The organism is Longispora fulva (genome assembly GCF_015751905.1).
Lineage (GTDB): Bacteria > Actinomycetota > Actinomycetes > Mycobacteriales > Micromonosporaceae > Longispora > Longispora fulva.
Map to the genome: position 1 here is coordinate 2472010 of NZ_JADOUF010000001.1, position 22265 is coordinate 2494274.

Consider the following 22265-nt stretch of genomic DNA (forward strand, 5'->3'; position numbering starts at 1 on the left):
CCGGTGGGCCTGGCCAGCTACACCTTTCTGTGGCCCGCCGCACGGTTTACCCAATCGAGGTACCTCAAAGAGCTATTCGTTAGCAAAGATCATCAGGGCAAGGGGCTGGGCCGGCTAGTCATGGCGAAGCTCGAAGAAATCGCCATGGAAAACGGGTGCAGGCGGATCGAATGGACCACCGACAGCTCAACGCTTCTACGAATCGCTCGGGGTCTCGCCGCGCTTGAGTAAGATCTTCTACCGCCAACAGATCGCCCTCTAGCCGACAGAGTCAGGCGACCGTCAGTGAGTCCACGCCTCTGAAACTGCCGGACGCTCCGACACCTGCTGACGCTGGTGGACGCCGCCCACCAGGAAAGCAGCCGTACCTCAACATATCGAACCGAACTGAACTCCCGGAAGCGAGCCTGTGGTGACTCTTGTCCGAAGCAACCAGCAGTGGATCGACGGCGTCGCAACGGAAGGAATCCGGACCATCGGCGATCCCCTACTCAAGGCCCACGCCGCCGCTGTGGACGACCCGGCTACGGTGGCCGGCCTGCTTGATTTCATGGTTCAGCGGTTGCGGAACCTCAAAGGCACGGGACTCGCCGCACCGCAGGTCGGCGCATCCGTCCGTGTCCTCGTCATCGAGGTACGTAAGACCGACGTGTTCCCCGACCGACCTACGCACCCGCTCCTGCAGATGATCAATCCGATCATCACCAACCGATCTGGCGTGCAGGTCGACGGGTGGGAGGGGTGCTTTAGCGTTCCGGGCCTGATGGGACAAGTCCCACGAGACGACAGGATCACTGTCCGGTTCCTCACCTCCGCAGGTGAGTCGGTTGAGGATTCGTTCACAGGAAATGTGGCCCGCGTCGTGCAGCACGAGATCGACCATCTCGACGGCACGGTGTTTCTCCAGCGCATGGCCACTCTCGACAGCGTGACCACGGTGGCCAACTACCTCACGCACCACCGCACGAACAGGTCCTGACAGCACTTGGCGGCGGCCCGCGTGCCCCCGTACCGGCGTGCGAACTATCCCCGCATGCTACTTCTGGTCAGGCGATGCAGGGGTTCAACTCGGCTACACAGGTGAGCTAGGGTCACCACACGTCGTGTCGGACATCAACCTCCTGGTCGTGGTCGACGCTGCCTCCTGTACCGGGGATGAGACCGACATCGCCATCGCCCTCGGCCGCAGGGTGCCGCCGTTTCCCGTTAGCGGCGGCACGCTGCGGTCTTCGACGAACGGTGCGTCGCCGATCCGTGGCTACGACCTTGGACGAGCGGCGACCACACGACCGTTCTGGACAATGGCCGCCCGACTGCGAGCCGCACTCGGCGGCGGAGGCGACCGAGCGGCTCACCGAACAAATCCTCGCAAACCTTGGAGGCCTTGATGGCTGACCGTCCCTACACCTTATTGTCCGTCGCAGCCACGGTCGATGGCTACATCGATGACGCCACCCCGGAGCGGCTTCTGCTGTCCAACGACGCCGACTTCGACCGAGTCGACGAAGAACGTGCGGGTGTGGACGCGATCCTCGTCGGTTCCAACACCATCCGCGCCGACAACCCCCGCCTGCTTGTGCGTTCCGCCGACCGGCGCGCCGCCCGCACCGCTCGGGGCCTGCCGGCGAGCCCGCTCAAGGTCACCATCACCGGCCGGGGCGACCTGGACCCGCAGGCGTCGTTCTTCACGACCGGCGACACCGACAAGATCGTCTACGCGGCGGCCGGGTCCGTGGACAAGACCCGCGAACGCCTCGCCGACGCGGCCTTCGTCGTCGACGGCGGCGATCCGCTCGACCTTCACCGGGTGGTGGCGGACCTGGCCGGACGCGGTGTGCGGCGGTTGATGGTCGAGGGCGGCTCGACGATGCACACCCAGTTCCTCGCTGCCGACCTGGTCGATGAGATCCAGCTTGTCGTCGCGCCGTTCTTCGTCGGCGACCCCGCCGCGCCCCGGTTCGTGGGCGACGGGGTGTTCCCGCACGGCAAGGACAAGCGGATGCGGCTGGCCGAGGCGCGCACGATCGGCGACTGCGTGCTGCTGCGTTACCTCCTCACCACCGCCACCCCGTTCGCCTCGGCGTGACCTCGTGCTCGACGTGGTGGTCGTCGGCGTCGCCAACGTTGACCTGACCGTCCAGGTCCCTGGCCTGCCGGCCGCCGGGCAGACCGTATTCGGCTCACCGCTGATGGTCGGGCCTGGCGGCAAAGGGCTCAACCAGGCCCTCGCGGTTGCCGCCGGCGGCGGCCGTGCGGCGCTAATCGCTCGGGTCGGCGACGACGACTGGGGGCGCATGCTGCACCGAGCGCTGTCGGACGGCGGCGTCGACACCACTGGGATCATCTTCGACCCGGAGGCGGTCACCGGGGCCGCGCTCATCCAGGTCCCACCGGGCGGCGACAGCGCGGTCACCTTGGCCCGGTCCGCAGCCGCCACACACCAGCCCACCGACCTCGACGACCATGCCGCTCTCCTCCGCGAGGCGGCGGTGGTGGTGCTCCAGCTCGAGCTCGACACGGCGGTGATCCGCCACGGGGTGCGCCTGGCCGGCGGGATCACGATCGGGACCCTCGCACCCGCCAGCCCTCTGCCGCCGGAACTGTTCAGAGCACTGGACGTGCTGGTCGTCAACGCCGCCGAGGCCGGGGCACTACTTGATGCCTCGGCGCCTGGTGGGCGGGGCGAGGCGCTCCAGGCCGCCCACGCCCTGCGCTCGATCGGCCCGGCGTCAGTGGTGGTCAGCGTCGGAGCGCACGGCGCGGCCTACACCTGCCCCGACAGCAACGCCGCCCTCCGCGCCCATGACACCTCGGTCGTCGACACCACCGGGGCCGGGGACACGCTCCTCGGCCGCATCGCCCTCAGCCTGGCCCGCCGCCAGAGCCTGCACGAGGCCGTCGGCCACGGCCTAGCCGCCGCAGCGGAGACCGTGAGCAAGCTCGGCGCCACGAGCCCCGCAGGCTGACGCGGAGGCCAACGCGCGGCCTGTCAACGCATTGTCAACGGCCCTCGTTCGGGGCTATCGACATGGGGCGATAGGGCGTGTACTGGTCGCTCGCCGGCCCGCCACCCCGCGCGTGGTCGGCTCGTTGAGTAGGAGGAGGACGCCATGACGAAGTCCGGCTTGCCCGCAGCATCCAAGGTCGGCGCCCGCGCGGCGGGGATCCTGGAGCAGGCCAGGCCCACCCGGCCACCGACCGGCTGATCAGCTCGTCCATGAAGTACAGCACCTGCTGGGCCACGTTCACAGGCTACCCGAACCGTCAGCAACTGGTCCCTGGATCGCGACGCTGGCCCGCTGCTGGTCGAGGCGCTGCGGACGATGGCGCTCAGGCGCCGGACAACCGGTCCTGGACGAGGTAGGCGCCGGCGTGGTGTTCGATCTCGACGACACCGAGGGCCCGATGCTGGATGAGGTATACCACGGGACCTGGTTCAACAAGCACCGCCGCCTGGAGTCCGCGAAGGCCCACGCCGCCCTCGGCTGCCGGCTCGTGCACGGCTGCCAGTCTGTCCCAAACCAGTCCGGCGGGGCGCTGGTCCCGTACGGCGCGTCGCTGGACACGACCAAGGCCGAGCTGTCGGCTTTCCGCACCGAGTGGATCGCCGCCGTGGAGTCTAACCGGGTCACCGCCTGACCAGCAATGATCCATTGGGGGCTGGGCGGGCGTCGACTGCGGCACCCGCCCGCTCGAACCAACCAACCAGCGAGGGGCACCGATGCACCAGCGCGTCATCGACGGGCTCTACCGGGACCTGGCCGCCAAGGCCAGCATGGGCGTCCTGCGCCGCGAACCGCTGCGGGTCTGGCGGCTCTCCGGCGTCGAACGCCTCCACCTGGCCGACGGCTCCACGGCGATCTTCAAATACGCCGCCGAGCCCTTCACCGGCGAGGACCGGGCACTACGCCTCGCCGACGAGAACGGCGTGCCGGTGCCGGAACTGCACACCTCCGATGTCCAGGAACACACCCTCGGCATGATCATGGAAGACCGAGGGCCGGAGACCCGCGACGCCACCGACACCGACGGCGCTCAAGCAGCCGCCCGACTGCACACCGTGCCCCCGTTGCCGGACCTCGCCACCCTCGACCAGACCCGGCTGGCCGGACTTGTCGACCGGTCCCTGACCAGGCTGACCACCCTCACCGCCGCCGGCCGCTGGACCAGCGTCGAGGACCTGGCAAGCATGCTCACCGCACTCTCCACCGCGTCCAACCGGCTGAGCACCGGAGCCGAGCTTGCTCCGTTCGGGCTGTGCCACTCGGAGTTCCACCCCACCTCCCTGCACATCAGCGAGACAGGCTGGCGACTCCTGGACTTCGCCCGCGCGTTCAACGGCCCCGGCCTGCTCGACCTCGCCTCCTGGCACGGCACCAACGATGACCCCGACCCCGCCAAACTGCGCCACCTGCTCGGCGCCTACGTCGCCGCCGGCGGACACCGCGACACCTTGGCCACCCGCGGCGGCCTGCTCGCCGAGAACTGGGCACTGGGCTGGCACCGGATCTGGGCCATCGCCTGGTACCTCGACCAGTCCGTCCGCTGGATCAACGACCCCGAATCCGACCCCGCCTACATCGACGCAACCCGCCGCCACCTGCGCGAAGCGGTCCAACTCCTGGCCGTGTGACATGACCAAGATGGCCGCCAACCAGTCCGCCTGGCAGGCCCACGCCGAACAACGCCTCGCCGCCGGCCCACCCGAACCCCTCACCCCACCCAGCAGGATGGACTGGACCCAGCACCCCGGCCACGGACCACCGCGTTGTAGACACGACGGTCGAGCAGGTCGGCGATGTCGCGGAGTGCGGCACCCGGCGTCGTCAGCGGAGCGGTCTGCCACCCTTGGGTGGGCAGGCACGTTCGGATCTCCTCGGCGAGGTCTCCTTGACTGAGGATCTCCACGTTCTGGCCGATGCGCGCAACGCACATCTCCACCGTCTCGGGGCGTCCGGTCACGGTGGTCCGGAGGAAGCGGGCGCTGCTTTGCCGGTCTCGGTGGAACGCGTCGATCGCCCACCGCACAGCCCGGCCCGCATCCACGTGCTCAGCCTTATCCGCGCCAGTCCACGTCTGGATCCGGAGTGCCTCGTTGCGACCGGCGTCTTGCAGGTGTGCGTCGACCATCGACTCTCCATAGGGCTTGATCACGTGATCGCGCACGGTGCGACCTGTCCTACACGCGCGGGTCGGTGGCGAGGATCGAGTACAGCCGGGAATCGCGCCAGGCCCCGTTGGTGAAGACGTGGTCGCGGAGCGTGCCTTCGAAGGTGAACCCGAGGCGTTCGGCCACCCGGATGGACGAGTCGTTGTCGGGTCCGATCGCGGCGGAGATCCGTCGCAGGCCGAGGTGGTCGAAGCCGAACGCGATCATGGTGCGGGCGGCGTCGGTGGCGTAGCCGCGGCCCCAGTGATCGGCGTGGATGGCGTAGCCAAGTTTGGCGGCCTTGACCCCGCTCAGTCCCAGTCGGGCGAAGCCGATCAGCTGGTCGTCGCCGTTGATCACCGCGAGGTAGTACTCGTCCCGGGGTTCGTTGCGCGCCCGCGCGACAGCCCCGTCGATCATGTCCTGTGTCGCCTCGGGGCTGCGGCTGTCAAACGACAGCCATAGGGTCACGCGGTCATCGCCGACGACCTGGTAGGCGGCGGGTGTGTCGTTGGCGCGGAATTCGCGGAGCGTCACCGCGCGGCCGGTCAGACTGATCGGGTACATCTGCCGATCATGCATCATCGGGGAAGCGCGTTGGCCGGCACATGTGCGAAGTCCTCCATCTGCTCGACGAGCGCCCGGCCGTCGCGGGTGAGCCCGGCCGCGCTGACGGCCTGGTGTACTCGGCGGACGGAGTGCACGACGCCGTGGATGCGCTGGTCGGCGGGAAGGGTGAACACGTCCTGCAGCGCTGTCTGCGCGCCGTCGAGATCGCGGGAGGCGATGCGGGCGATTGCCAGGGCGGCCACGGCACCGGCCTCGTCGCCGAAGGCCCACTCCGGGGATTGGCGGTCCTGGTATGCGGCGACGGCACGCTCGGCCTGGGCGTGCGCGAGAGGCCGCTCCTCAGGCAGCCAGGCCAGCGCGTCCGCAGCGTAGTACTGGGCGCGGGCCGGGTGGAAGGTGCAGATGCCGCCGAAGCCGTCGAGGTCGTCCGGGCGAAGGTGCTCCCAGGCTGCCTCGGCTGCGGCGATCGCCTGCTTGGCGCGTTCGGCATCGCCCAGCGCCGCGTGCGCCCGGGCGGCGCTGGAGGCGAGCCAGACGGTCGTTGCGCCGCCGGTCCGCTGGGCGTACTCCATGCCGGCCTCGGCGTAGCGGACGGAGTCGCTGTGCCGCCCAGCCCAGTAGGTCACCAGGGCCTGTAGGCCGCGAAGCCAGCCACGAAGCCCGTCGTGGTCGGCCTGTTCGGCGCACAAGATCGCTGTGCGGGTCTGCTGCAGCGCCGCACGCGGCTCGCCCAGGTCATGGGACGCCTTGGCGAGCAAGCCACAGGTCAGACCACCCAGCAGATACAGCTGTCGAGCCTGCTGTGGCGCTTGGCGGCGCTCAAGCAGGGTGAAGACCGCGTCTTGCGTATCCGCGAGGTCGCCGGCGAACTCACTCAGCGGTCGCCGAGGGTACTGCTGGGCGATGCGTTGGACTTCGTCGCGCAGCTGGTCGATCACCTCGGGGGTCGTTCCGATTGATGCGACCAGCGCGAACTTCCGCGCGCGGTGTGCTGCCATCGCCACAATGCTCCTCTCATCGATGGGCACCTTCGGCGCCACGAATCCCGCGACGGCCGCGGGTGGGTCCGAGATCCAGGTCGCGCGGGCGATCAGCGAAAGATCGTCGAACGCCCCGATCAAGTCACCATCGGCGCCCAATTCCCGGTCGCAGGCAGCCCAGAATTCGCGGGGCACGTTCTGTCGTCCGACCTCGACGTTCGCGATCGTGGACCGCACGTAGTTCACCCGCGGCCCCAGCAACGCCTGCGTCAGTCCTGCGGCTTTGCGGTGGGCTGCGAGCCGCTGCCCCAGTTCGATCTTCGCCTTGCGGAGTTGCTCTGGATCAGCCATCGGCAGCACCCTGCGATCGACGATATGACCACCCCGCCTGCTGTGCCTGCTATCTCACTGGCCGGGCAGTTCTCAGGATCAATGCCATCCGCGCCTGACGCAAGCACAAGCAGGACCGAGGGTGTCAGGATCCGTTGACAATCTGTTGACCGTCTCCGCCTTGACAAGGCAGCAGGCAAAGCGCAGCGGAGGCGCCCACCTATGGGCTGAAGTCACGGCACGCCCTCCCGTTTCCACGGCCGGTCCCCGCCTGCTCCTCGCAGGCGTGCCAAACGGGTGAAGAGTTCAATCTGGATGCGGGGCCGGTCGGGGTATTCGGCGGCCATCTGGGCGGCGAAGGTGACCTTGCGTAGCTCCCGCGCGTCCCGCAGAAACGCGTAGCCGTCCGAAGCGGTGACGTCGGAACCGTAGGCGTGGCAGAACACCTCCCATTCGGTCGGGGTGACCGACCCGAACGCGAAGCGGTCGACGGCGACGCGGGCAAGGTCCCACTCCGGCGGGCCGTAGGTAAACCCAGATCAAGCACGACCGGTCCGGTTGCGGTGAGGACGACGTTGGAGGCCCAGGCGGCGCCGTGAACCGCGCACCACGGCAGCGCGGGCGGCAGGCATTCTCCTCGGCCGCATCGCCCTCAGCCGGGCCCGCCGCCAGAGCCTGCACGAAGCCGTTGTCCACGGCCTGGCCGCCGCGGCGGAGACTGTGAGCCGGCTCGGCGCCACCAGCGCCGCAGGCTGAGGCGAAGCCCGTCGGACGGTCTGTCAACGCAATGTCAACGGCCCTTGTTCAGGGTTATCGACACAGGGCGATGCGGCGTGTACTGGTCGCTCGCCGGCCCGCCACCCCGCGCGTGGTCGGCTCGTTGAGCAGAGGAGAAGGCCATGACGAAGTCCGGCTTGCCCGCAGCATCCGAGGTCGGCGCCCGCGCGGCGGCGATCCTGGAGCAGGCCACGGCCCACCCGGCCTATGACCGGCTGATCAGCTCGTCCATGAAGTACAGCACCTGTTGGGCCACATTCACCGGTTACCCGACCGTCAGCAACTGGTCCCTGGACCGCGACGCCGGCCCGCTACTGGTCGAGGCACTGCGGGTCATGGCGCTCAAGGCGGCCGTGTTCGAGCTGACCGGCGGCGACGAGGAAGCCGCCGAGCTGCTCGTGCCCGCCCCGGTCGACGAGATGATCCACGCCGTGCTCGCCCAGCACACCGTCGTGCGCCAGCTCGAGATGGACCTCGGGGTTCTCTTCCCGCACGCCACCGAGCTGGAGCGGTTCGCCTACAGCCGGGGCGGGTACACCGACGACTGCTACGCCGCAGCCGGCTGGGGCGAGCAGCCCCTGCGGTACTGGCTGAGCTCCGCCGAGGTCGACCGCCGCCTGGCCGTCCTCAACGACCGCTACGGCCAGGCCGGCTTCACCCCGGGCGGCCGGTCCCACGACATCGACTTCGAGGTCCTGGCCGTCGCCGAGGTTCTGGGGGCCTGATCCGCTACCGGCGGGCGAGTTCGTGGGACAGCACCCGACGCAGGGCCTTGGTGACCTCGCCGGGTGCGAACCGCTCGCCCGCCACCCGCTCGACCCGGGCCACCGCACTCATCAACGCCGCCTCCGGACACACCCGCAGACTCGCCACCAACCAGCCCTCCAGGTCATCCAGCACCTCGGGCAGCTCCAACGCCGCTTCCGGCACCGCGACATCGGCCGCATCCGGGTCCCGGAGGTCGGGAAGCGGGTCGCCGCCGGAGGCGTAGCGGCCCGGTGGCATGCCGACGCGGAAAGGGTGCACGCACACCGCGGTGCCTGCCTGGTCGACGCGCCAGCCGATCCGCGGGTCGTAGGCGAACTCCGGACCTGGCCGGTCGACGACATCGAACTTGCCGGGGCCGAGTTCCTGGGCCGGGCACACCGCGCAGGTGTCGGCCTCCCAGCACGGCAACGGTCCGCTCATGCCCACACCGTACGGAACGGGAGCCATCGTGACCATTCTCCGCCCGCCGCGCCCTCCGCTCGTTGACAAAGCGTTGACACAGGCGCGGACCTGGTGCGCTGGCCACGTCATCGACGACCGGCCGGCCCTCGTGCACGCCGTGCGGGTCGCCGTCACCCTCGGCCAGCACGTTCCCGGTGCGCCTGAGCACCTGGTGGCCGCAGCGCTCCTGCACGACGCCCCCGAACTCGCCTCCACCGAGGTGCCGCTGGACCGGGTGCTGGCCGCCTGGTTCGGCGTGCGGGTCCGCGATATCGTCCGCGCGCTGGAGGTCGAGCACCACGCCCTCGACGGCCCGAACCCGATCATCGACACCAGCGACCGGGAGGTGCTCCTGGCGTCGACCGCAGACAAGATCGTCGCCATCAGCTCGCTGCTGCGCCGGGCCCGCGCATCCGGCGACGTTGACCGGTTCTTCGCGGCCCGCCCTGCGCTGCTGGGCCTGCTAGGCCACTTCGGCGCGTTCGCCGACGCCGGGGTCGGGATCGTGCCGCCGAGCATGACCACCGCGCTCCGCGACGTGCTGGTCCTGCTCGACCGGGCCACCGCGCACGCCAGGGCCGCCGCTTCATGATCCCCACTTCGGTCCGGAACCTGCTGCTGGAACAACTTCTGGCCGACTCGAACCTTGAGCTGGAGCACCACGAGATGATGCGGGTATGGCGGCTGTCCGGGGTGGAGCGCCTGCACCTGGCCGGGGGCGGCTCGCTGGTCTTCAAGTACGCCGCCCGGCCATTCACCACCGAGCACCAATGGTTGTCCCACGCTGCCGCGGTCGGCGTCTCAGCGCCACGGCTCGTGGCGGCCACGCTCCGAGACGATCACCTGGGAATGCTCATCGACGACCTTGGGCCGCCCGCACGGGTGGCGACCGTCGCCGACCTTCTGAAGATCGCTCCCGCCCTGCACTCCGCACCCGGCCGGCCGGCAGGCGGCCTCCTGGCGACCGTCGATCTGGCCTGCCTTACCCAGGTCGGACGACAGGCTCTCGATGCGCTGCGCGCTCAAGGGCGATTTGCCGGCGCCGCCGGCATCAGCCGGTCACTCGCCCAGCTCGAGCGGGTCACTCGCCGCCGGGTGGCCGGGGCGAACATGCCACCGTTCGGCCTCTGCCACGGCGAACTGCATCACAGCGCCCTGCACATCAACCAGACGGGCCACGTCACGGTCCTGGACTGGGCGATGGCCCACACCGGCCCTGGCCTCCTGGACCTGGCCTCCTGGTTCGGCACCCGAACCGTCCCCGACCAGCCTGCGGCCCGCCGCCTGTTGTACGGCTACGTCGCTGCCGGCGGTTCGGCTGTCGGGCTCGCCGAGCGGGGAGGGCTGGCCGCCGAGGTGTGGGCGATGGGCTGGCACCGGGTGCGGGCCGCCGCCTGGTTCCTGACAGGCGCCGCTAACGGCGTCCACGGCCCGGAGACTGATATCGCCCATGCGGCCATTGTCAACCGTCAGTTGATCACCGCCGCAGGGCTCTTGGACGCCTGAGTTTTGTCGCGGCCGGTCTGGTGTTGGGCGGTCGGCCGCTGGAATGCTTGGCCAGGTGTCGACGAAGTCGGGGGTACTGGAGTGCTGGATGAGTCGGAGCACCTGATCAAGCGACTGCGTGAGCTGGTGGAGTGCGAATCGCCGACTGAGGATCGCGCAGCGTTGTCACTGTGCGCGGACCTGCTGGACGGCTGGTTCACCTCAGCGCTCGGGCGTCCCGCGCAGCGCGTCTTCACAGACGGTCGACAGCATCTGCTGTGGGCGGCCGACGATCCGGCGGTGTTGCTGCTCGGGCACTACGACACCGTGTGGCCTGTCGGCACTCTCGCCGACATCCCGTTCACGATCGACGAGGGGATCGCGCGCGGGCCGGGTGTGTTCGACATGAAGGCGGGCATCGTCCTCATCTTGTCGGCGGTGGAGCAGTTGGCCGATCGGTCGCGGCTGAGTGTGCTGCTGACCGCCGACGAGGAGACCGGGTCGGTCGGATCAAGGACGGTGATCGAGGAGCAGGCGCGGCGGAGCGCGGCGGTGCTGGTGTGCGAGCCCAGCGCCGACGGAGGGGCGGCAAAGATCGCCCGCAAGGGCGTGGCCCGCTACACGATCACTCTCACCGGCCGGGCCGCGCACGCCGGACTCGAACCACACCTGGGGGTCAACGCGAGCCTGGAGATGGCTCACCAGATGCTCGCCACAGCAGCCCTCGCCGCGCCGGAGCTCGGGACGACGGTCACCCCGACCGTGTCGTCGTCGGGTACCACGGTGAACACCGTGCCCGAGGCGGCCGTGTTCGAGGTGGATGTCAGGGCCTGGGAGCGCGGCGAGCTGGACCGGGTCGACGCCGGCCTGCACGCGCTCACCCCGGTGCTGGGCGGTGCCACTGTGACGGTGGTCGGCGGACCGAACCGCTACCCACTGGAGCCGAAGGTCGCCACCGGCCTGCTGGCCGAGCTGCACGCCGCCGCCGAGTCCCTCGGCATCGCCCCGCCGGCGGGTGAGCGGTCCGGTGGTGGGTCTGACGCGAATCTCACCGGGGCGCTCGGCGTTCCGACATTGTGTGGGCTCGGCGCGATGGGCGCGCACCCGCACGGCCGCGACGAGCACGTCGACGTCGCGTCCCTTCCACAGCGCGCCGCGCTGCTGGCGGAGCTGGTCCGGCGGCTGTGCGCCTCGGGCCTGGGTTTCGGTTCGCCCCAGGTGCGGGCATGATGGCCGGTATGCGTCTGCTGCTGATCGGCGGTACCTGGTTCCTCGGCCGCGTCCTCGCCGAGTCCGCACTTCAGCGCGGCTGGTCCGTGACGTGCTTCAACCGTGGCAAGACCGGCCGTGACGTGCCCGGGGTCCGCAGCATCCGCGGTGATCGCTTCGACCCCGCTTCGCTGGACGCTCTCGCCGCTCAGGGTGGCTGGGACGCGGTGATCGACACCAGCGTCTACGAGCCGCCGGAAGCGGCATCGATGGCGCAGGCGCTGCGCTCCGTCGCAGCCCGGTACGCGCTGGTGTCGACGGTGTCGGCCTACCGTCACTGGCCCGAACAACCGTGCGAGGAAGCGTCACCGCTGTGGCCGTCCCGCCCCGACGCCCGCGAGAGCGATCCGGATGTGCAGGCGCTACCTCGGCCGTTTCGGTACGGCACACTCAAGTCCGGCTGCGAACAAGCCGTCCTCGACGTCTTCGGCGACGACACGCTGATCGTGCGGCCCGGCGTCATTCTCGGCCCACACGAGTACGTCGGCCGGCTCCAAGCCCTGCTGCGGCGGGCCAAGCGCGGTGGGCAGATCCTCGCCGCGGGCTCTCCCGACCAGCCGATCCAGCCCGTCGACGTGCGCGACCTCGCGGCGTTCCTTCTCGACCAGCTCGCCACCGGCAGGACGGGCACGTACAACATCACCGCACCTTCCGGACACGCCACCTACGGCGACCTGCTGACCGGCTGCGTCACGGCCGTTGGCGCGGACGCGGAGCTGGTGTGGGTGGACGCGCAGTGGCTGCTGGATCAGGGCGTGAAGGAATGGACACAGCTCCCGCTGTGGCGGACCCCGCAAGGCACCTGGCGGGTCGACTCCCGAAAAGCGCAGCAGGCGGGGCTGCGGTGCCGCCCGCTGACGGAAACGATCATCGACACGTGGCGGGCGTTGCAGGCCGAACCGCTCGTTGACCATGAGCGGCAGCGTGAACACGGCCTGCCCGCCGAGCAGGAACGTGAACTGCTGCAAGCGTGGCAGGCAGCATCAGGGGCGTCCGTCTGTTAGCTGACTGGGTGCGTCGGCGGTGAAGGCGCCGATCCGTTCGATCAGCTCTGCCACGTCTTTCTGTCCGCGCCACCGCGCTGCGCTCAGGCCGTCTGCGACCTGCCTGATGCGGGTGACAAGCGAGTGGCGCCTCCGCGCCGCCGGTACATGCCAGACCTGCTCGAGCGCAGCTGTCGTCGCGTCCAGCCGGTGGCCGGCCAGCTCTGCTGCGGCAAGGTCGCAGTAGGCGCGCTCCGGCACCAGCCCGCCGAGCCCGTCGGCCGGCAGGAGCGTCAGCGCAGCCTGAATCCGCGCCGCCGCACTCTGGGCGTCGCCAACCTGCAGCAGTGCGCTGCCCGCGCACGCCGCGTGCCGCGACGGACCCCACCCGAACTCACCGCCCACTTCATCGAACAGGTCGTCCCTGCCGTCGGACGCCGCCAGCGCCACATCGGCCGCGCGCAGTGCCTGCCGAGTACGGTTGCCATCGCCGAGCAGCGCCCAGGCGCGGGCCTCGATGCACCGCAGCCGTGCCTCCGCCGCACCTGACGGGCAACCTTCCAGCCCTGCGGCGATCGAGGCGACAGCCTGGTGGGGCTGGCCGGTCCAGAACTGGATCAGCGCCGCTGTTCCGCGCGCCCAGGACCGTAAACCCGCGTGACCGACGAGTTCGGCGTAGACGCCGGCGGCGTGGGCGAGTTCGGCGGCCGGTGCCCAAGCGGTCATGTCGAAGGACGCGATCGCCGCCAGCCCGCACGCCTGCCCTGCGGCCAGGTACAGGTCCGCGGTTTGCGCGGGCCGACTGGTGCGGTCCAACAGCAGATAGGCAACGTCGCGCATGCGGCGGGCTTCGCGCAGCAGCACTGGGGACGGGAGGTCCGCATACCCGCGAGCCAAGGTCACGACGCCCACCTGGACCTGTTCAATGCTGACCGGGTCGACGCCTCCGCTGACGCGCATGGCGTGGTCGGTGGCCTCGCTGGCGGTGATCGCCGCAGCATCCGCCCAGCCAGCCGCCGGACGAGCACCCCGGCGTGCACTCATCACCGACGGCGACGGCTCCAGCAGGTCCAGTCCGTGCGCGACCCGCTGGCCCGCCAGGTGTTGTTCGGCTGGCAAGTCGTGGCTCCGACGGTAGCCCCTGTTCACAGCGCCGTCGGTGTCGAGTGGCCCCGCAACGCCCAGCTTCTGTCCTTGGCGTACCACGAGGGCAACGGTGGTCGCCATGTGCGAGCCGCGGATCAGGTCCTGGAGGCCGTCAAATCCGGCTATGAGTGCACCACCGGCATCCAGTAGCCGATCACAGATCGCCCAGAATTCCCGGGGCACGTTCTGCCGACCGGTCTCGACGTTGGCAATGGTCGAGCGCACATAGTTCGTCAGCGGCGCCAGGGTGAACTGGGTGTGGCCTGCCGCGAGGCGGTACGCCGCCAACAGTTCCCCCAGCACTTTGCGAGCCTCGCGGACATCCTGCGGATCAGCCATCGGCCGCCCCGTCCTGAGCTGAAGGAGTTCCTGCCCCGACGGTGGCCGGTGCGGCGGCGGTCGGACGTTAGCCAGCATCGGTGAAGCGCAAGGTGACACACAAGCACACACGCTGTCGCTGCATGTCGGAACATATTGACAATCCATTGACACCGCCCACACCTCGGCTGACGGAGCAGTCCCTGAGCTACATTGCACCGCGCTGAAGGCGGAGGCGGATCACAAGAAGATGGTGTGAACCGGCATCCACGAGTACTGCTTGCCCTGGCGGCGCAGCGACACAAGGTAAATGTGCGAAACGTTCACCTCGACTGGGCGTTCGTCACGAAGTTCTTCGACCGCGGCGATTACCGGCTGGGCGCTTCGGTGCAGGCCGTTGTAAGCGATGCTGATGTGGGGTCGAAGGTCCGCGACCACGCGTTCGCCAAGACATGCGGCCGCCGCGGCGGCCAGCTCGGCGTGGATGTGGATGATGCGGTCCCACGGGGAGACTGAGAATCGAACGGCGCCGGTCGAACCAGCGAGTGGACCAACCGCAAGCGGGATTGCACCCGAGCCGCCGAGTCGCTGAGTTGCGTTCGCAGCGATCGCCGACAGGTTCGTTTGGCTGATGTCCTCGATAGCGCTGACGCGCAGCAGGGTCAGATGCAGCAGGTCCAAAGGCACGGGCGCAAGGTCGGCATCGTTGTGCAGTGCCTTCTGAAGTTCGGCGGCGCGCCTCCGCAGATCGGGCTGGTCTCCTAATGCCAGGATCCAGTAGTACGCCTCGGCGCCGTCGGGCCAGGCGGGGCGACTCCAATGGTCTGACAGGCGCCGCAGCCCGGCGTAGGCCGCCCAGTCGTTGGTGACGATCGCATCGTGGTCGGTCAAGGACGAAGGCAGCTGGTGCGGAAACGCCGTCACCAATTCACCTCTCCGCAAGAGTCTCGTACTGGGCGGCAACGCACAGCGTCTTGGGCCGCACGTGGTCGATCTTCGCCTGCCGAATTGCCTCCCGCCTGGCCCGCCCGCCGCCGGGTGTGCGCTGGTCATGGAACTCCGGCCCAGCGCCACGGCCGCGGTCCTTCCTCGCCTCGCAGGCAAGCGAGGCGGATCTGAACTTGCTCGGCGATGCGCGGCCGGTCGGGATACTCGATGGCCATCTGAGTCGCGAAGGTGAGCTTCCGTAGTTCCCGGATGTCGCGGAGCACCGGGTATCCGTCCCAGGTGGTGACGTCGCAGCCGTATGCGCGGCAGAAGTCGTCCCAGTCGTCGGTGGTGACTGATCCGAAGGTGAAGTGGTCGACGGCGACGGCGGTGAGGTCCCATTCGGGTGGGCCGACCGCGAACCGTTCCAGGTCCAACACAACCGGGCCGGCGGCGGTGATGGCGATGTTGGAACCCCACGCGTCCCCGTGCACCGCACACCACGCCATCCCCTCGGGCAGTGCGGCGTAGCGTTCCCGCAGCGCGGCGAGGCGTTCGTGCAGCCAGGCGCGGTCGGTAGCGGTGACGGTCGCGGCGGCGTCGATGCGGTCGGCCAGTTGGGTCAACGGCTCCAGCCGTGGTAGGTCTAGTTCGGGTGGTGGGATGAGGGTGTGAAGGCGTCGCAGCATTCCCGCAACGTCCAGCGCGCTGCCGGGCCGATGCGGTGGGAGCTCGTGCCAGAACGTCACCGCCCGCCCATTGACCGCCACCGGCTGCTCAAGGTCTTCGACGACCCGGACGACTGGGACTCCTTCGGCCGCCAACCACTGTGACACCCGGGTCTCCTTGGCGGCCGTGCCCTGCTGTCCGGGGCGTGCGACGCGGGCGACGATCGCGCCAGGGAGCCGGAACAGGGTGTTCTGTCCGTGGCGGATCAGCTCGGCTGCCCCCGGGTCCAGTCCAGCGACCTCGGCGGCTACGAGGAGCGCGGTCCGGGCCTGCTCGATCATCTCCCGGCGAGGGCGAAGCTCAGACCTGCGACGAGATCCTCCGGCGGCTGGTCGTTGGTCGCGCGGCGCAGCGCCCGTTCCAGGTCCCTCAGTCCGGTGGTGACGCGCTGCGACCGCAGCGGTCTAGCCGCCTGCAATGCCACGCGTGCTTGGGCGATGCCTTCATCGCGGTCGGCGGTGCCAAGTGTCAAGGTGGCCAGGGTCGCCGCCGACATGGCTTTCGACCGGGCGTAGGCGGCGGTGTGCCCGGCAACCGCTGTGTCCAGGCGCTGGGCGGCGTCGGTGTGGTGGCCGGTGATTTGCAGGTCGACGAGGGCATGGGCGGTATCGCCGGCGTGCTGGGCGTCGTCGTAATAGGCCGTCCACACCGGGTCCTCAGGGCGCTTCACTGCGGCGTAGTGCTCGTCGGCTTCGCCGACTGCGGCGAGGGCGTCCTGGGCGCGGGAGGGGCCGAGTTTGGCCAGCGCACGGGCACGGATGGTCGACAGTTCCGCGCGGATCGTCGCCGTCAATCGATCGGAACGCACGGCGGCCGTCTCGGCGTAGGTGAGCCCTTGGTCGGGGTTGCCGCACCAGATCTCCCGCCGGGCCATCGCCGCCAGCAGGCCGGCACGCAGTCGCCAGTCGCCGGACTCCTCCGAGCAGGCCAGTCCGAAGCCGAACATGCGGCGCGCGTCGTCATGGGCCAAACCGTCGAAGGCCATGAACCCCGCCACCGCCGAAAGCCCGGCGACGGCCGCGAACAGGTCTGGCCTGACTGCGGGCGCGATGGTGGCATGCAGCAGTTTCATCGACCAGTTGAGTTGCGCGACGACGGTCTCACGTGCGAGTCCTCCGCCGAACTGATTGTCCCAGCCAGCGAACACGCTGGTCGAGGCGTGGACCTGGTCAATCTCGGCTTGTCCGACCATGCGCGGGACCGGGGTGGCGGTGGTGGCCACCAAGCCCGCGCCGACCCCGAGCGCGGTTCGTAGGAACTCAGCCCGGTTCACGCCCTCCACGGTATCTGCCGACCACACCCGCACGGAAGGATCAACCATGCCCCGGTCAGGAGAATCTGGCCGGGCCGGTTCCGGTTGTTCCCCTCGGTCCGACAGCGCGCAGGTAGGCCGATGCGCGGCGCGGATCATGCCCTGGAGGTTGTCGAATCCGGCGGCGAGCGTCCCGCCGGTGTCCAGGAGCCTGTCGCAGGCTTCCCAGAAGTCGCGGGGCACGTTCTGACGGCCGGTCTCCACATTGGCGATGGTTGAGCGTACGTAGTTTGTGAGTGGCGCGAGCGTGGTCTGGGTATGTCCGGCGGCGTTACGGTAGGCCGCGAGCGTCTGCCCCAACGCCTTGCGGGCGTCGCGTACTTCCTTCGGATCGGCCATCTGTTTCCCCGTCCTGAGCTGGAAGACCTCTGCCCGGCTGTCCTGGCAAGCGCGACCAGGGCCGTTCAGGCGTTAGTCAGGATCGATGAAACGCAGGTCGCAGACAAGCCACACGCTTTCGCCCAATGTCGGAATGTATTGACAATCCATTGACACCAGGCGCACCCCCTGCGTTGCGCCCGGTCCAGCATGATGGCCGGTATGCGTCTGCTGCTGATCGGCGGTTCCTGGTTCCTCAGCCGGGTCCTCGCCGAGTCCGCGTTCAGCGCGGCTGGTCCGTGACGTGCTTCAATCGTGGCAAGACCAGCCGTGACGTGCCCGGAGTCCGCAGCATCCGTGGTGATCGCGTCGACCCCGCATCGCTGGACTCCCTCGCGGCTCAGGGTGGCTGGGACGCGGTGATTGACACCAGCATCTACGAGCCGCCAGAAGCCGCATCGATGGCGCAAGCGCTGCGCACCCGTCGCAGCCCGGTACGCGCTGGTGTCGGCCTATCGTCATTGGCCCGAGCAACCGTCGCAGGAACTGTCACCGCTGCGGCCGGCTCGCCTCGACGCCCGCGAGAGCGATCCGGATGCGCGGCACATCGCGGTCCCGCGCCGCCCCCAGTACAGGAGTCGCCGGTGAACACCGAAGCCACCACCCCCGCCCGGGGAACTACCGCTCTGGTCGCCGCGACGGCCGTGTCGGTGACCGGCGACGGGATACTCCTGGCAGCCGCACCGCTGCTGGCCGCGTCCCTGACACGCGACCCCCTCGCCATCGCCGCGGTCACCGCCGCCGGGTTCGCCCCGTGGCTTCTCATCGGACTGCCCGCCGGCGCGCTGGTCGACCGGTGGAACCGCAAGGCGGTCATGATCGGCGCCGACCTGGTCCGCGCCGCAGTCCTGGCCACCATGGTGGCCCTGCTGTGGACCGGCGCGATGAACATGCCGGTACTCGTCGCCGCGATCCTGGTCATCGGCGTCGCATCGTGCCTGTTCGAGCCCGCCTCCCACGCGATCCTGCCCGCACTCGTCAGCCGCGAACCCGCCAGGCTCGCCGCGATCAACGCAAAACTCTGGTCAGCTGACACCTTCGGCCGAGCCCTCGCCGGCCCGCCACTGGGCTCGGCCACGTTCGCCGCGGCACCGGCACTGCCCTTCGGCCTGGACCTGGTCTCGTTCCTGATCTCCGCGGCACTTCTCACCCGCGTCAGACCCGCACACGTGGAACCCGCAGCGCGGACCACGATCCGTGCCGCGGTCGTCGAGGGCGTCACCTATCTGATGCGCCACCCCATGCTGCGCTCCCTCGCCATGGGCATGACCGGCTACAACCTGGGCTACAACGTCGCCGCCGGCGTCCTGGTGCTCTACGCCCAGGACGTCCTGCACGTCACCACCGCCGGGTACGGGCTCCTGCTGGCCGTCGGTGCGATCGGCGCCGTCGCTGCCGGCCCTCTCGCGCCGAAGATCATCGGCCGACGCACCCCGCGTCAGATCTACGCCGCCGCCTACGCCCTACAGGCCGCATGCTGGGCGCTCGTCGTAGCCACCGCCAACCCGTGGGTCACCGCCGCCGCCCTCGCCCTCCTGAGCGTCGGATCCGGCGTGACCACCATCAACAGCGCCAGCATCCGCCAACGCCTCACCCCCGACACCATGCTCGGGCGCATCACCGCCGCCACCCGCCTCCTCGGCATCGGCTCCGCCGCCATCGGAGCACTCCTCGGCGGCACCATCGCCACCCTCACCAACCTCACCACCGCCATCACCACCGCCATCGTCGTCCTCGCCGCCGGCGCGGCCACCTTCGCCCTCAGCCACGAACCACGCCCCACTCAACTCATCACCACCACCACCGATGAACGCCACCAGGCCGACGATGAGGCACCACCCCGTACTTCGGGGCCCTCCCGACGTCCTACGTCATAAGCCTCCTGATCAGCGCGGTCCCGCGCTCAACCCACGCCTTCAGCACCACGGAAATCTGCTTGATACGGGCGCACGTCAGATGTTGGTCGGCTGGGAGGTTGATGTGGCGCGGACACGTACGCGTCGGCCTTCGATTGCTACCAGTCGAGGTAGGCGGCGACGTCGCGTCCCGACACACCGACGGCTTCACGGAGTTGACGCAACTCGGGCCCGATCTGCACCCGCACCCGCATCCGAACCGCCCACGGCTTCATGCCCCACGGATACAAGATCATGACTGGCATCGCAAACGGATCTCTTCTCTACCGACGGCGCTCAAGGCCGCGAACTGGGCCGGCGGAGTAAAACCGCTGCGAGGTGGCGCTGTGGACCGTGGAGCGTCGCACTGTAAGCGGTTGACCGACTGGCTCTTCGCATCTTCATTGACCACCATGATGATGCACACGTGCATCCCAGCTGAATTGGTGGTGATCCACGCATCGCGGTGGACGGTGAGAGCCCTGTGGTCTCACCCCGGGAGAGGAGTGACCGTACCGTTCCTCGTACTGGCTGCGGCGGCCTTCGTGGCAGGACTGCGATGCTGGCGGCCATACCCGTGGGTGGCCTGGACCTGCAACGGGCCAAGACGGAGTACCAGCTGCGTCGGCGTCAGCGCCGCCACCCGCTCATCGCCGCTGTCGGCCTCGTCGCGGCCCCGGCCTCGGCATGGGTGCGCCCATGGATGCCCGCCGGCTCCGCGCAGTTGACCTTCATGGCAGGCACGACCTCGCCATGTACGAGCAGATCTGGACCGCCCTCACCGGCACCGCGCTCAGCCTTGATGAGACCCGAGACTGGGCCCACGCCCAGGTCACCGACTAGACAACCAATCAGCCCCCGGCCGACCGACGCGACAGCGGCGCGCCCAACAGCCAGCTGAAGCTCGTGCGCCACATGTTGTGGTCTGATATCACGAGAAGCTCAACCTGTTGCGTTTTTGCTTGATCCCCTTAGCTCGAATCCAGATCCCGTGAACGCTGGAGCGACCATGTACTCGATCGATACCCTCCCACCACACGACCTGGCCCGCGGCGGTAGTTCTCCTGTTCCGTCGCCTCGGTGTCGGCCCGGTGCCACGATGTCGTTCACTGTTGGAGGCGCCTACGGGCATCTCCTCACCAGCACCCTGTCTGATGGATCTCTCGTCGACGTGCGAATCGTGATGGCCAAGGAAGGGTCCACGATGCGGGGCCTGACCGACGGCCTCTCGGCGATGCTCACGATCGGCCTGCGCCACGGTGTCCCTTTGGAGTTCCTCTTGTCACAGCTGATCGGGACCCGGTTTGAACCATTCGGGATGACTGATGATCCGGAGATTCCGGTGGCCACGTCGATTACTGACTACGTTGCCCGCCGCCTCGCCCTCGACTACCTGCCCAGTTCCGATCAGCGAGGTTGCGACTTGGAGTCGGCAGACGTAACGGACATGGTGAGCCGGTGAAGCCGGAGTACGAGGCCCGCTTCTACGACGTCGACCCCGCCACCATCGCCGACACTCTCGCCGCACGGGGCGCGACCTGCACCATGCCTCGAACGCTCATGCGGCGCGTGATCTTCACCAACCACGACATCGCCGAGCGAGGCGGCTGGCTGCGTCTGCGCGAACAGGGAGAACGGATCTTCCTGACCTACAAGCAGAACACCGCCGTGCCGTCGGCCATCGACAGCGTCCTTGAAACCGAACTCGAAGTGTCCGACTTCCACGCCACCCGCACTCTGCTGGAGGCCATGGGCTGCACCGCACGGCGCTACCAGGAGAACTACCGCGAAGAGTGGACCCTGCACGGCGTCACCTTCGACCTGGACATCTGGCCCGACCTGCGGCCGTTCCTGGAGATCGAGGGAACCGACGAGGCGGCCGTACGCCGGGGCGCGGAAGTACTCGGACTGGACTTCACGACCGCCACCTTCGGCAGCGTAGACAAGGTCTACCTCACCGTCCTCGACCGAGACATCCTCACCGAAGACCGGCTCGTGTTCACGTCCGCGTAGCGCCGTAGCCAGCTGGCTGTGCCAAACAGCGTTTGTTGGCCAGCGACCTGCTACTGACCTGCTGGTCAGGGGCGTTCGAGGATTCGGACCTGGCCTTAACGGCGATCGAAAGTTGGCCGCATTGGAATGTCAAACGCGCCGCGCTCAGTCCAGTGACGGCTGGCGGAAGTAGGTCAGTGGGGTGATCTCGGGCTGCCCGTCGAGGCGGCGCAGGATCTCCTCGGCGAAGGCGAGGTAGTTCGACCCGGTGGCGGTGACGATGTTCGCGTCGGTGACCAGGGTCTCGGCGAGCCTCGTGCCCCGTCCGACGATGGCTGCGTACGCGGCCTCGTCGGGCGTCAGCGATGCGGTGTAGCGGGCGTTGTCCAGGACGCCGGCGTTGGCGAGCAGGGCGGGGCCGGCGCAGATGGCGGCCAGTAACTTGCCGTGGGCGTGCATGGCCTGGATGAGCCTCGTCAGCTCGGGGTGGCCGAACAGGCTGGCGGGTTCCCCGCCGGGGATGATCAACGCGTCGTACGCGTCTGGGGTGATGGCGGTGCCTGCCTCATCGGGTTGGATGGTCAGCCGGCCGGTGGAGGTCACTGGCCGGGCAGTCGGACCGACGGTTGTCAGCGTGTGTCCGGTGCCGCTCAGCGCAGTGATGAGCACAGCGATCTCGAACTCGGCGAAGCTGTCGTAGACGAACAGCAGGATCTTCTTGTGCATGGTCGCGCAGCGTATAGGGCTCACGGCCGGTCTGAGATTGAATTTCGGGGCAGGTCGTCGCGATGGCCAACTAGCGCCCAGATCGGCCAC

General features: G+C 68.9%; 25 protein-coding genes. 14 read left to right on the forward strand and 11 right to left on the reverse strand.

Translation table 11 applies throughout. The features are described from left to right. Window positions 1-3: 3 nt before the first annotated feature. The 6 genes from IW245_RS42635 to IW245_RS10985 all read left to right on the forward strand — a co-directional run bounded on the left by IW245_RS42635 (window position 4) and on the right by IW245_RS10985 (window position 4633). Complete coding sequence (locus tag IW245_RS42635) at window positions 4-231, forward strand: GNAT family N-acetyltransferase (protein ID WP_233472378.1); 228 nt, start codon at window positions 4-6, stop codon at window positions 229-231. Window positions 232-412: 181 nt separating this feature from the next. After that, window positions 413-979, forward strand: a complete 567-nt coding sequence (gene def, locus IW245_RS10965; RefSeq protein WP_197003073.1) for a peptide deformylase — start codon at window positions 413-415, stop codon at window positions 977-979. A 408-nt stretch (window positions 980-1387) separates the two neighbouring features. Continuing rightward, window positions 1388-2086, forward strand: coding sequence for a RibD family protein (locus IW245_RS10970; RefSeq protein ID WP_197003074.1), 699 nt, complete (start codon window positions 1388-1390; stop codon window positions 2084-2086). A gap of 4 nt (window positions 2087-2090) precedes the next feature. Next, a complete protein-coding gene (locus tag IW245_RS10975; RefSeq protein WP_197003075.1) occupies window positions 2091-2966 on the forward strand; it encodes a PfkB family carbohydrate kinase in 876 nt (291 codons plus the stop codon). Between the two features lie 406 nt (window positions 2967-3372). Continuing rightward, window positions 3373-3639, forward strand: coding sequence for a hypothetical protein (locus IW245_RS10980; RefSeq protein ID WP_197003076.1), 267 nt, complete (start codon window positions 3373-3375; stop codon window positions 3637-3639). Window positions 3640-3721: 82 nt separating this feature from the next. Beyond that, window positions 3722-4633 (forward strand): phosphotransferase family protein, encoded by a 912-nt coding sequence (locus IW245_RS10985; RefSeq protein ID WP_197003077.1) that lies wholly within the window; start codon window positions 3722-3724, stop codon window positions 4631-4633. Between the two features lie 80 nt (window positions 4634-4713). Here IW245_RS10985 and IW245_RS10990 read toward each other — a convergent pair whose 3' ends face one another. The 4 genes from IW245_RS10990 to IW245_RS11005 all read right to left on the reverse strand — a co-directional run bounded on the left by IW245_RS10990 (window position 4714) and on the right by IW245_RS11005 (window position 7475). Continuing rightward, window positions 4714-5166, reverse strand: a complete 453-nt coding sequence (locus IW245_RS10990) for a hypothetical protein (protein ID WP_197003078.1) — start codon at window positions 5164-5166, stop codon at window positions 4714-4716. Window positions 5167-5179: 13 nt separating this feature from the next. Further along, a complete protein-coding gene (locus IW245_RS10995) occupies window positions 5180-5716 on the reverse strand; it encodes a GNAT family N-acetyltransferase (RefSeq protein WP_197003079.1) in 537 nt (178 codons plus the stop codon). A 14-nt stretch (window positions 5717-5730) separates the two neighbouring features. After that, on the reverse strand, window positions 5731-7050 hold the full coding sequence (locus tag IW245_RS11000; protein WP_197003080.1) for a helix-turn-helix domain-containing protein: 1320 nt from the start codon (window positions 7048-7050) through the stop codon (window positions 5731-5733). A gap of 212 nt (window positions 7051-7262) precedes the next feature. After that, a complete protein-coding gene (locus IW245_RS11005; RefSeq protein WP_197003081.1) occupies window positions 7263-7475 on the reverse strand; it encodes a hypothetical protein in 213 nt (70 codons plus the stop codon). 453 nt (window positions 7476-7928) lie between these two features. On the opposite strand from IW245_RS11005, the gene IW245_RS11010 reads away from it, so the two are divergent. Next, on the forward strand, window positions 7929-8531 hold the full coding sequence (locus tag IW245_RS11010; RefSeq protein WP_197003082.1) for a hypothetical protein: 603 nt from the start codon (window positions 7929-7931) through the stop codon (window positions 8529-8531). 4 nt (window positions 8532-8535) lie between these two features. Here the strand turns inward: IW245_RS11010 and IW245_RS11015 are convergent, their stop codons facing one another. After that, on the reverse strand, window positions 8536-8994 hold the full coding sequence (locus IW245_RS11015) for a hypothetical protein (RefSeq protein ID WP_197003083.1): 459 nt from the start codon (window positions 8992-8994) through the stop codon (window positions 8536-8538). A 28-nt stretch (window positions 8995-9022) separates the two neighbouring features. Between IW245_RS11015 and IW245_RS11020 the strand changes: the two genes are divergently transcribed. From IW245_RS11020 to IW245_RS11035, 4 genes are all read left to right on the forward strand, one after another. Continuing rightward, window positions 9023-9607 carry a metal-dependent phosphohydrolase gene (locus IW245_RS11020; RefSeq protein ID WP_197003084.1) on the forward strand — a complete coding sequence of 195 codons (585 nt, stop codon included), beginning with the start codon at window positions 9023-9025 and terminating at the stop codon, window positions 9605-9607. After that, window positions 9604-10521 (forward strand): phosphotransferase, encoded by a 918-nt coding sequence (locus tag IW245_RS11025; RefSeq protein ID WP_197003085.1) that lies wholly within the window; start codon window positions 9604-9606, stop codon window positions 10519-10521. The genes IW245_RS11020 and IW245_RS11025 overlap by 4 nt, the downstream gene beginning before the upstream one ends. A gap of 81 nt (window positions 10522-10602) precedes the next feature. After that, complete coding sequence (locus IW245_RS11030) at window positions 10603-11730, forward strand: M20 family metallopeptidase (protein ID WP_233472376.1); 1128 nt, start codon at window positions 10603-10605, stop codon at window positions 11728-11730. An 8-nt stretch (window positions 11731-11738) separates the two neighbouring features. Continuing rightward, complete coding sequence (locus IW245_RS11035) at window positions 11739-12773, forward strand: NAD-dependent epimerase/dehydratase family protein (RefSeq protein ID WP_231398754.1); 1035 nt, start codon at window positions 11739-11741, stop codon at window positions 12771-12773. Here IW245_RS11035 and IW245_RS11040 read toward each other — a convergent pair. The 4 genes from IW245_RS11040 to IW245_RS11055 all read right to left on the reverse strand — a co-directional run bounded on the left by IW245_RS11040 (window position 12753) and on the right by IW245_RS11055 (window position 17523). Then, window positions 12753-14237: a helix-turn-helix domain-containing protein gene (locus IW245_RS11040; RefSeq protein ID WP_197003087.1), complete on the reverse strand. Its 1485-nt coding sequence runs from the start codon at window positions 14235-14237 to the stop codon at window positions 12753-12755. The genes IW245_RS11035 and IW245_RS11040 overlap by 21 nt on opposite strands. 219 nt (window positions 14238-14456) lie before the next feature. Beyond that, the gene (locus IW245_RS11045) at window positions 14457-15140 is read right to left on the reverse strand and encodes a 2'-5' RNA ligase family protein (protein WP_197003088.1); all 684 of its coding nucleotides are present in this window, start codon (window positions 15138-15140) and stop codon (window positions 14457-14459) included. Window positions 15141-15265: 125 nt separating this feature from the next. Then, the gene (locus IW245_RS11050; protein ID WP_197003089.1) at window positions 15266-16153 is read right to left on the reverse strand and encodes a phosphotransferase family protein; all 888 of its coding nucleotides are present in this window, start codon (window positions 16151-16153) and stop codon (window positions 15266-15268) included. Beyond that, entirely contained in the window at window positions 16150-17523 is a 1374-nt protein-coding gene (locus tag IW245_RS11055) for a helix-turn-helix domain-containing protein (protein ID WP_197003090.1), read from the reverse strand. Before IW245_RS11055 ends, IW245_RS11050 begins: the two co-directional genes overlap by 4 nt. 623 nt (window positions 17524-18146) lie before the next feature. Here IW245_RS11055 and IW245_RS11060 point away from each other — a divergent pair. Further along, a complete protein-coding gene (locus IW245_RS11060; protein ID WP_197003091.1) occupies window positions 18147-19439 on the forward strand; it encodes an MFS transporter in 1293 nt (430 codons plus the stop codon). A 137-nt stretch (window positions 19440-19576) separates the two neighbouring features. Here the strand turns inward: IW245_RS11060 and IW245_RS11065 are convergent, their stop codons facing one another. Continuing rightward, complete coding sequence (locus tag IW245_RS11065) at window positions 19577-19714, reverse strand: hypothetical protein (protein WP_197003092.1); 138 nt, start codon at window positions 19712-19714, stop codon at window positions 19577-19579. Between the two features lie 842 nt (window positions 19715-20556). Here IW245_RS11065 and IW245_RS11070 point away from each other — a divergent pair. Then, window positions 20557-20919 (forward strand): TSCPD domain-containing protein, encoded by a 363-nt coding sequence (locus IW245_RS11070; RefSeq protein ID WP_197003093.1) that lies wholly within the window; start codon window positions 20557-20559, stop codon window positions 20917-20919. After that, window positions 20916-21470, forward strand: coding sequence for a class IV adenylate cyclase (locus tag IW245_RS11075; protein WP_197003094.1), 555 nt, complete (start codon window positions 20916-20918; stop codon window positions 21468-21470). The genes IW245_RS11070 and IW245_RS11075 overlap by 4 nt, the downstream gene beginning before the upstream one ends. Window positions 21471-21614: 144 nt before the next feature. Here IW245_RS11075 and IW245_RS11080 read toward each other — a convergent pair whose 3' ends face one another. Beyond that, on the reverse strand, window positions 21615-22175 hold the full coding sequence (locus tag IW245_RS11080) for a DJ-1/PfpI family protein (protein ID WP_197003095.1): 561 nt from the start codon (window positions 22173-22175) through the stop codon (window positions 21615-21617). Between the last annotated feature and the right edge of the window lie 90 nt (window positions 22176-22265).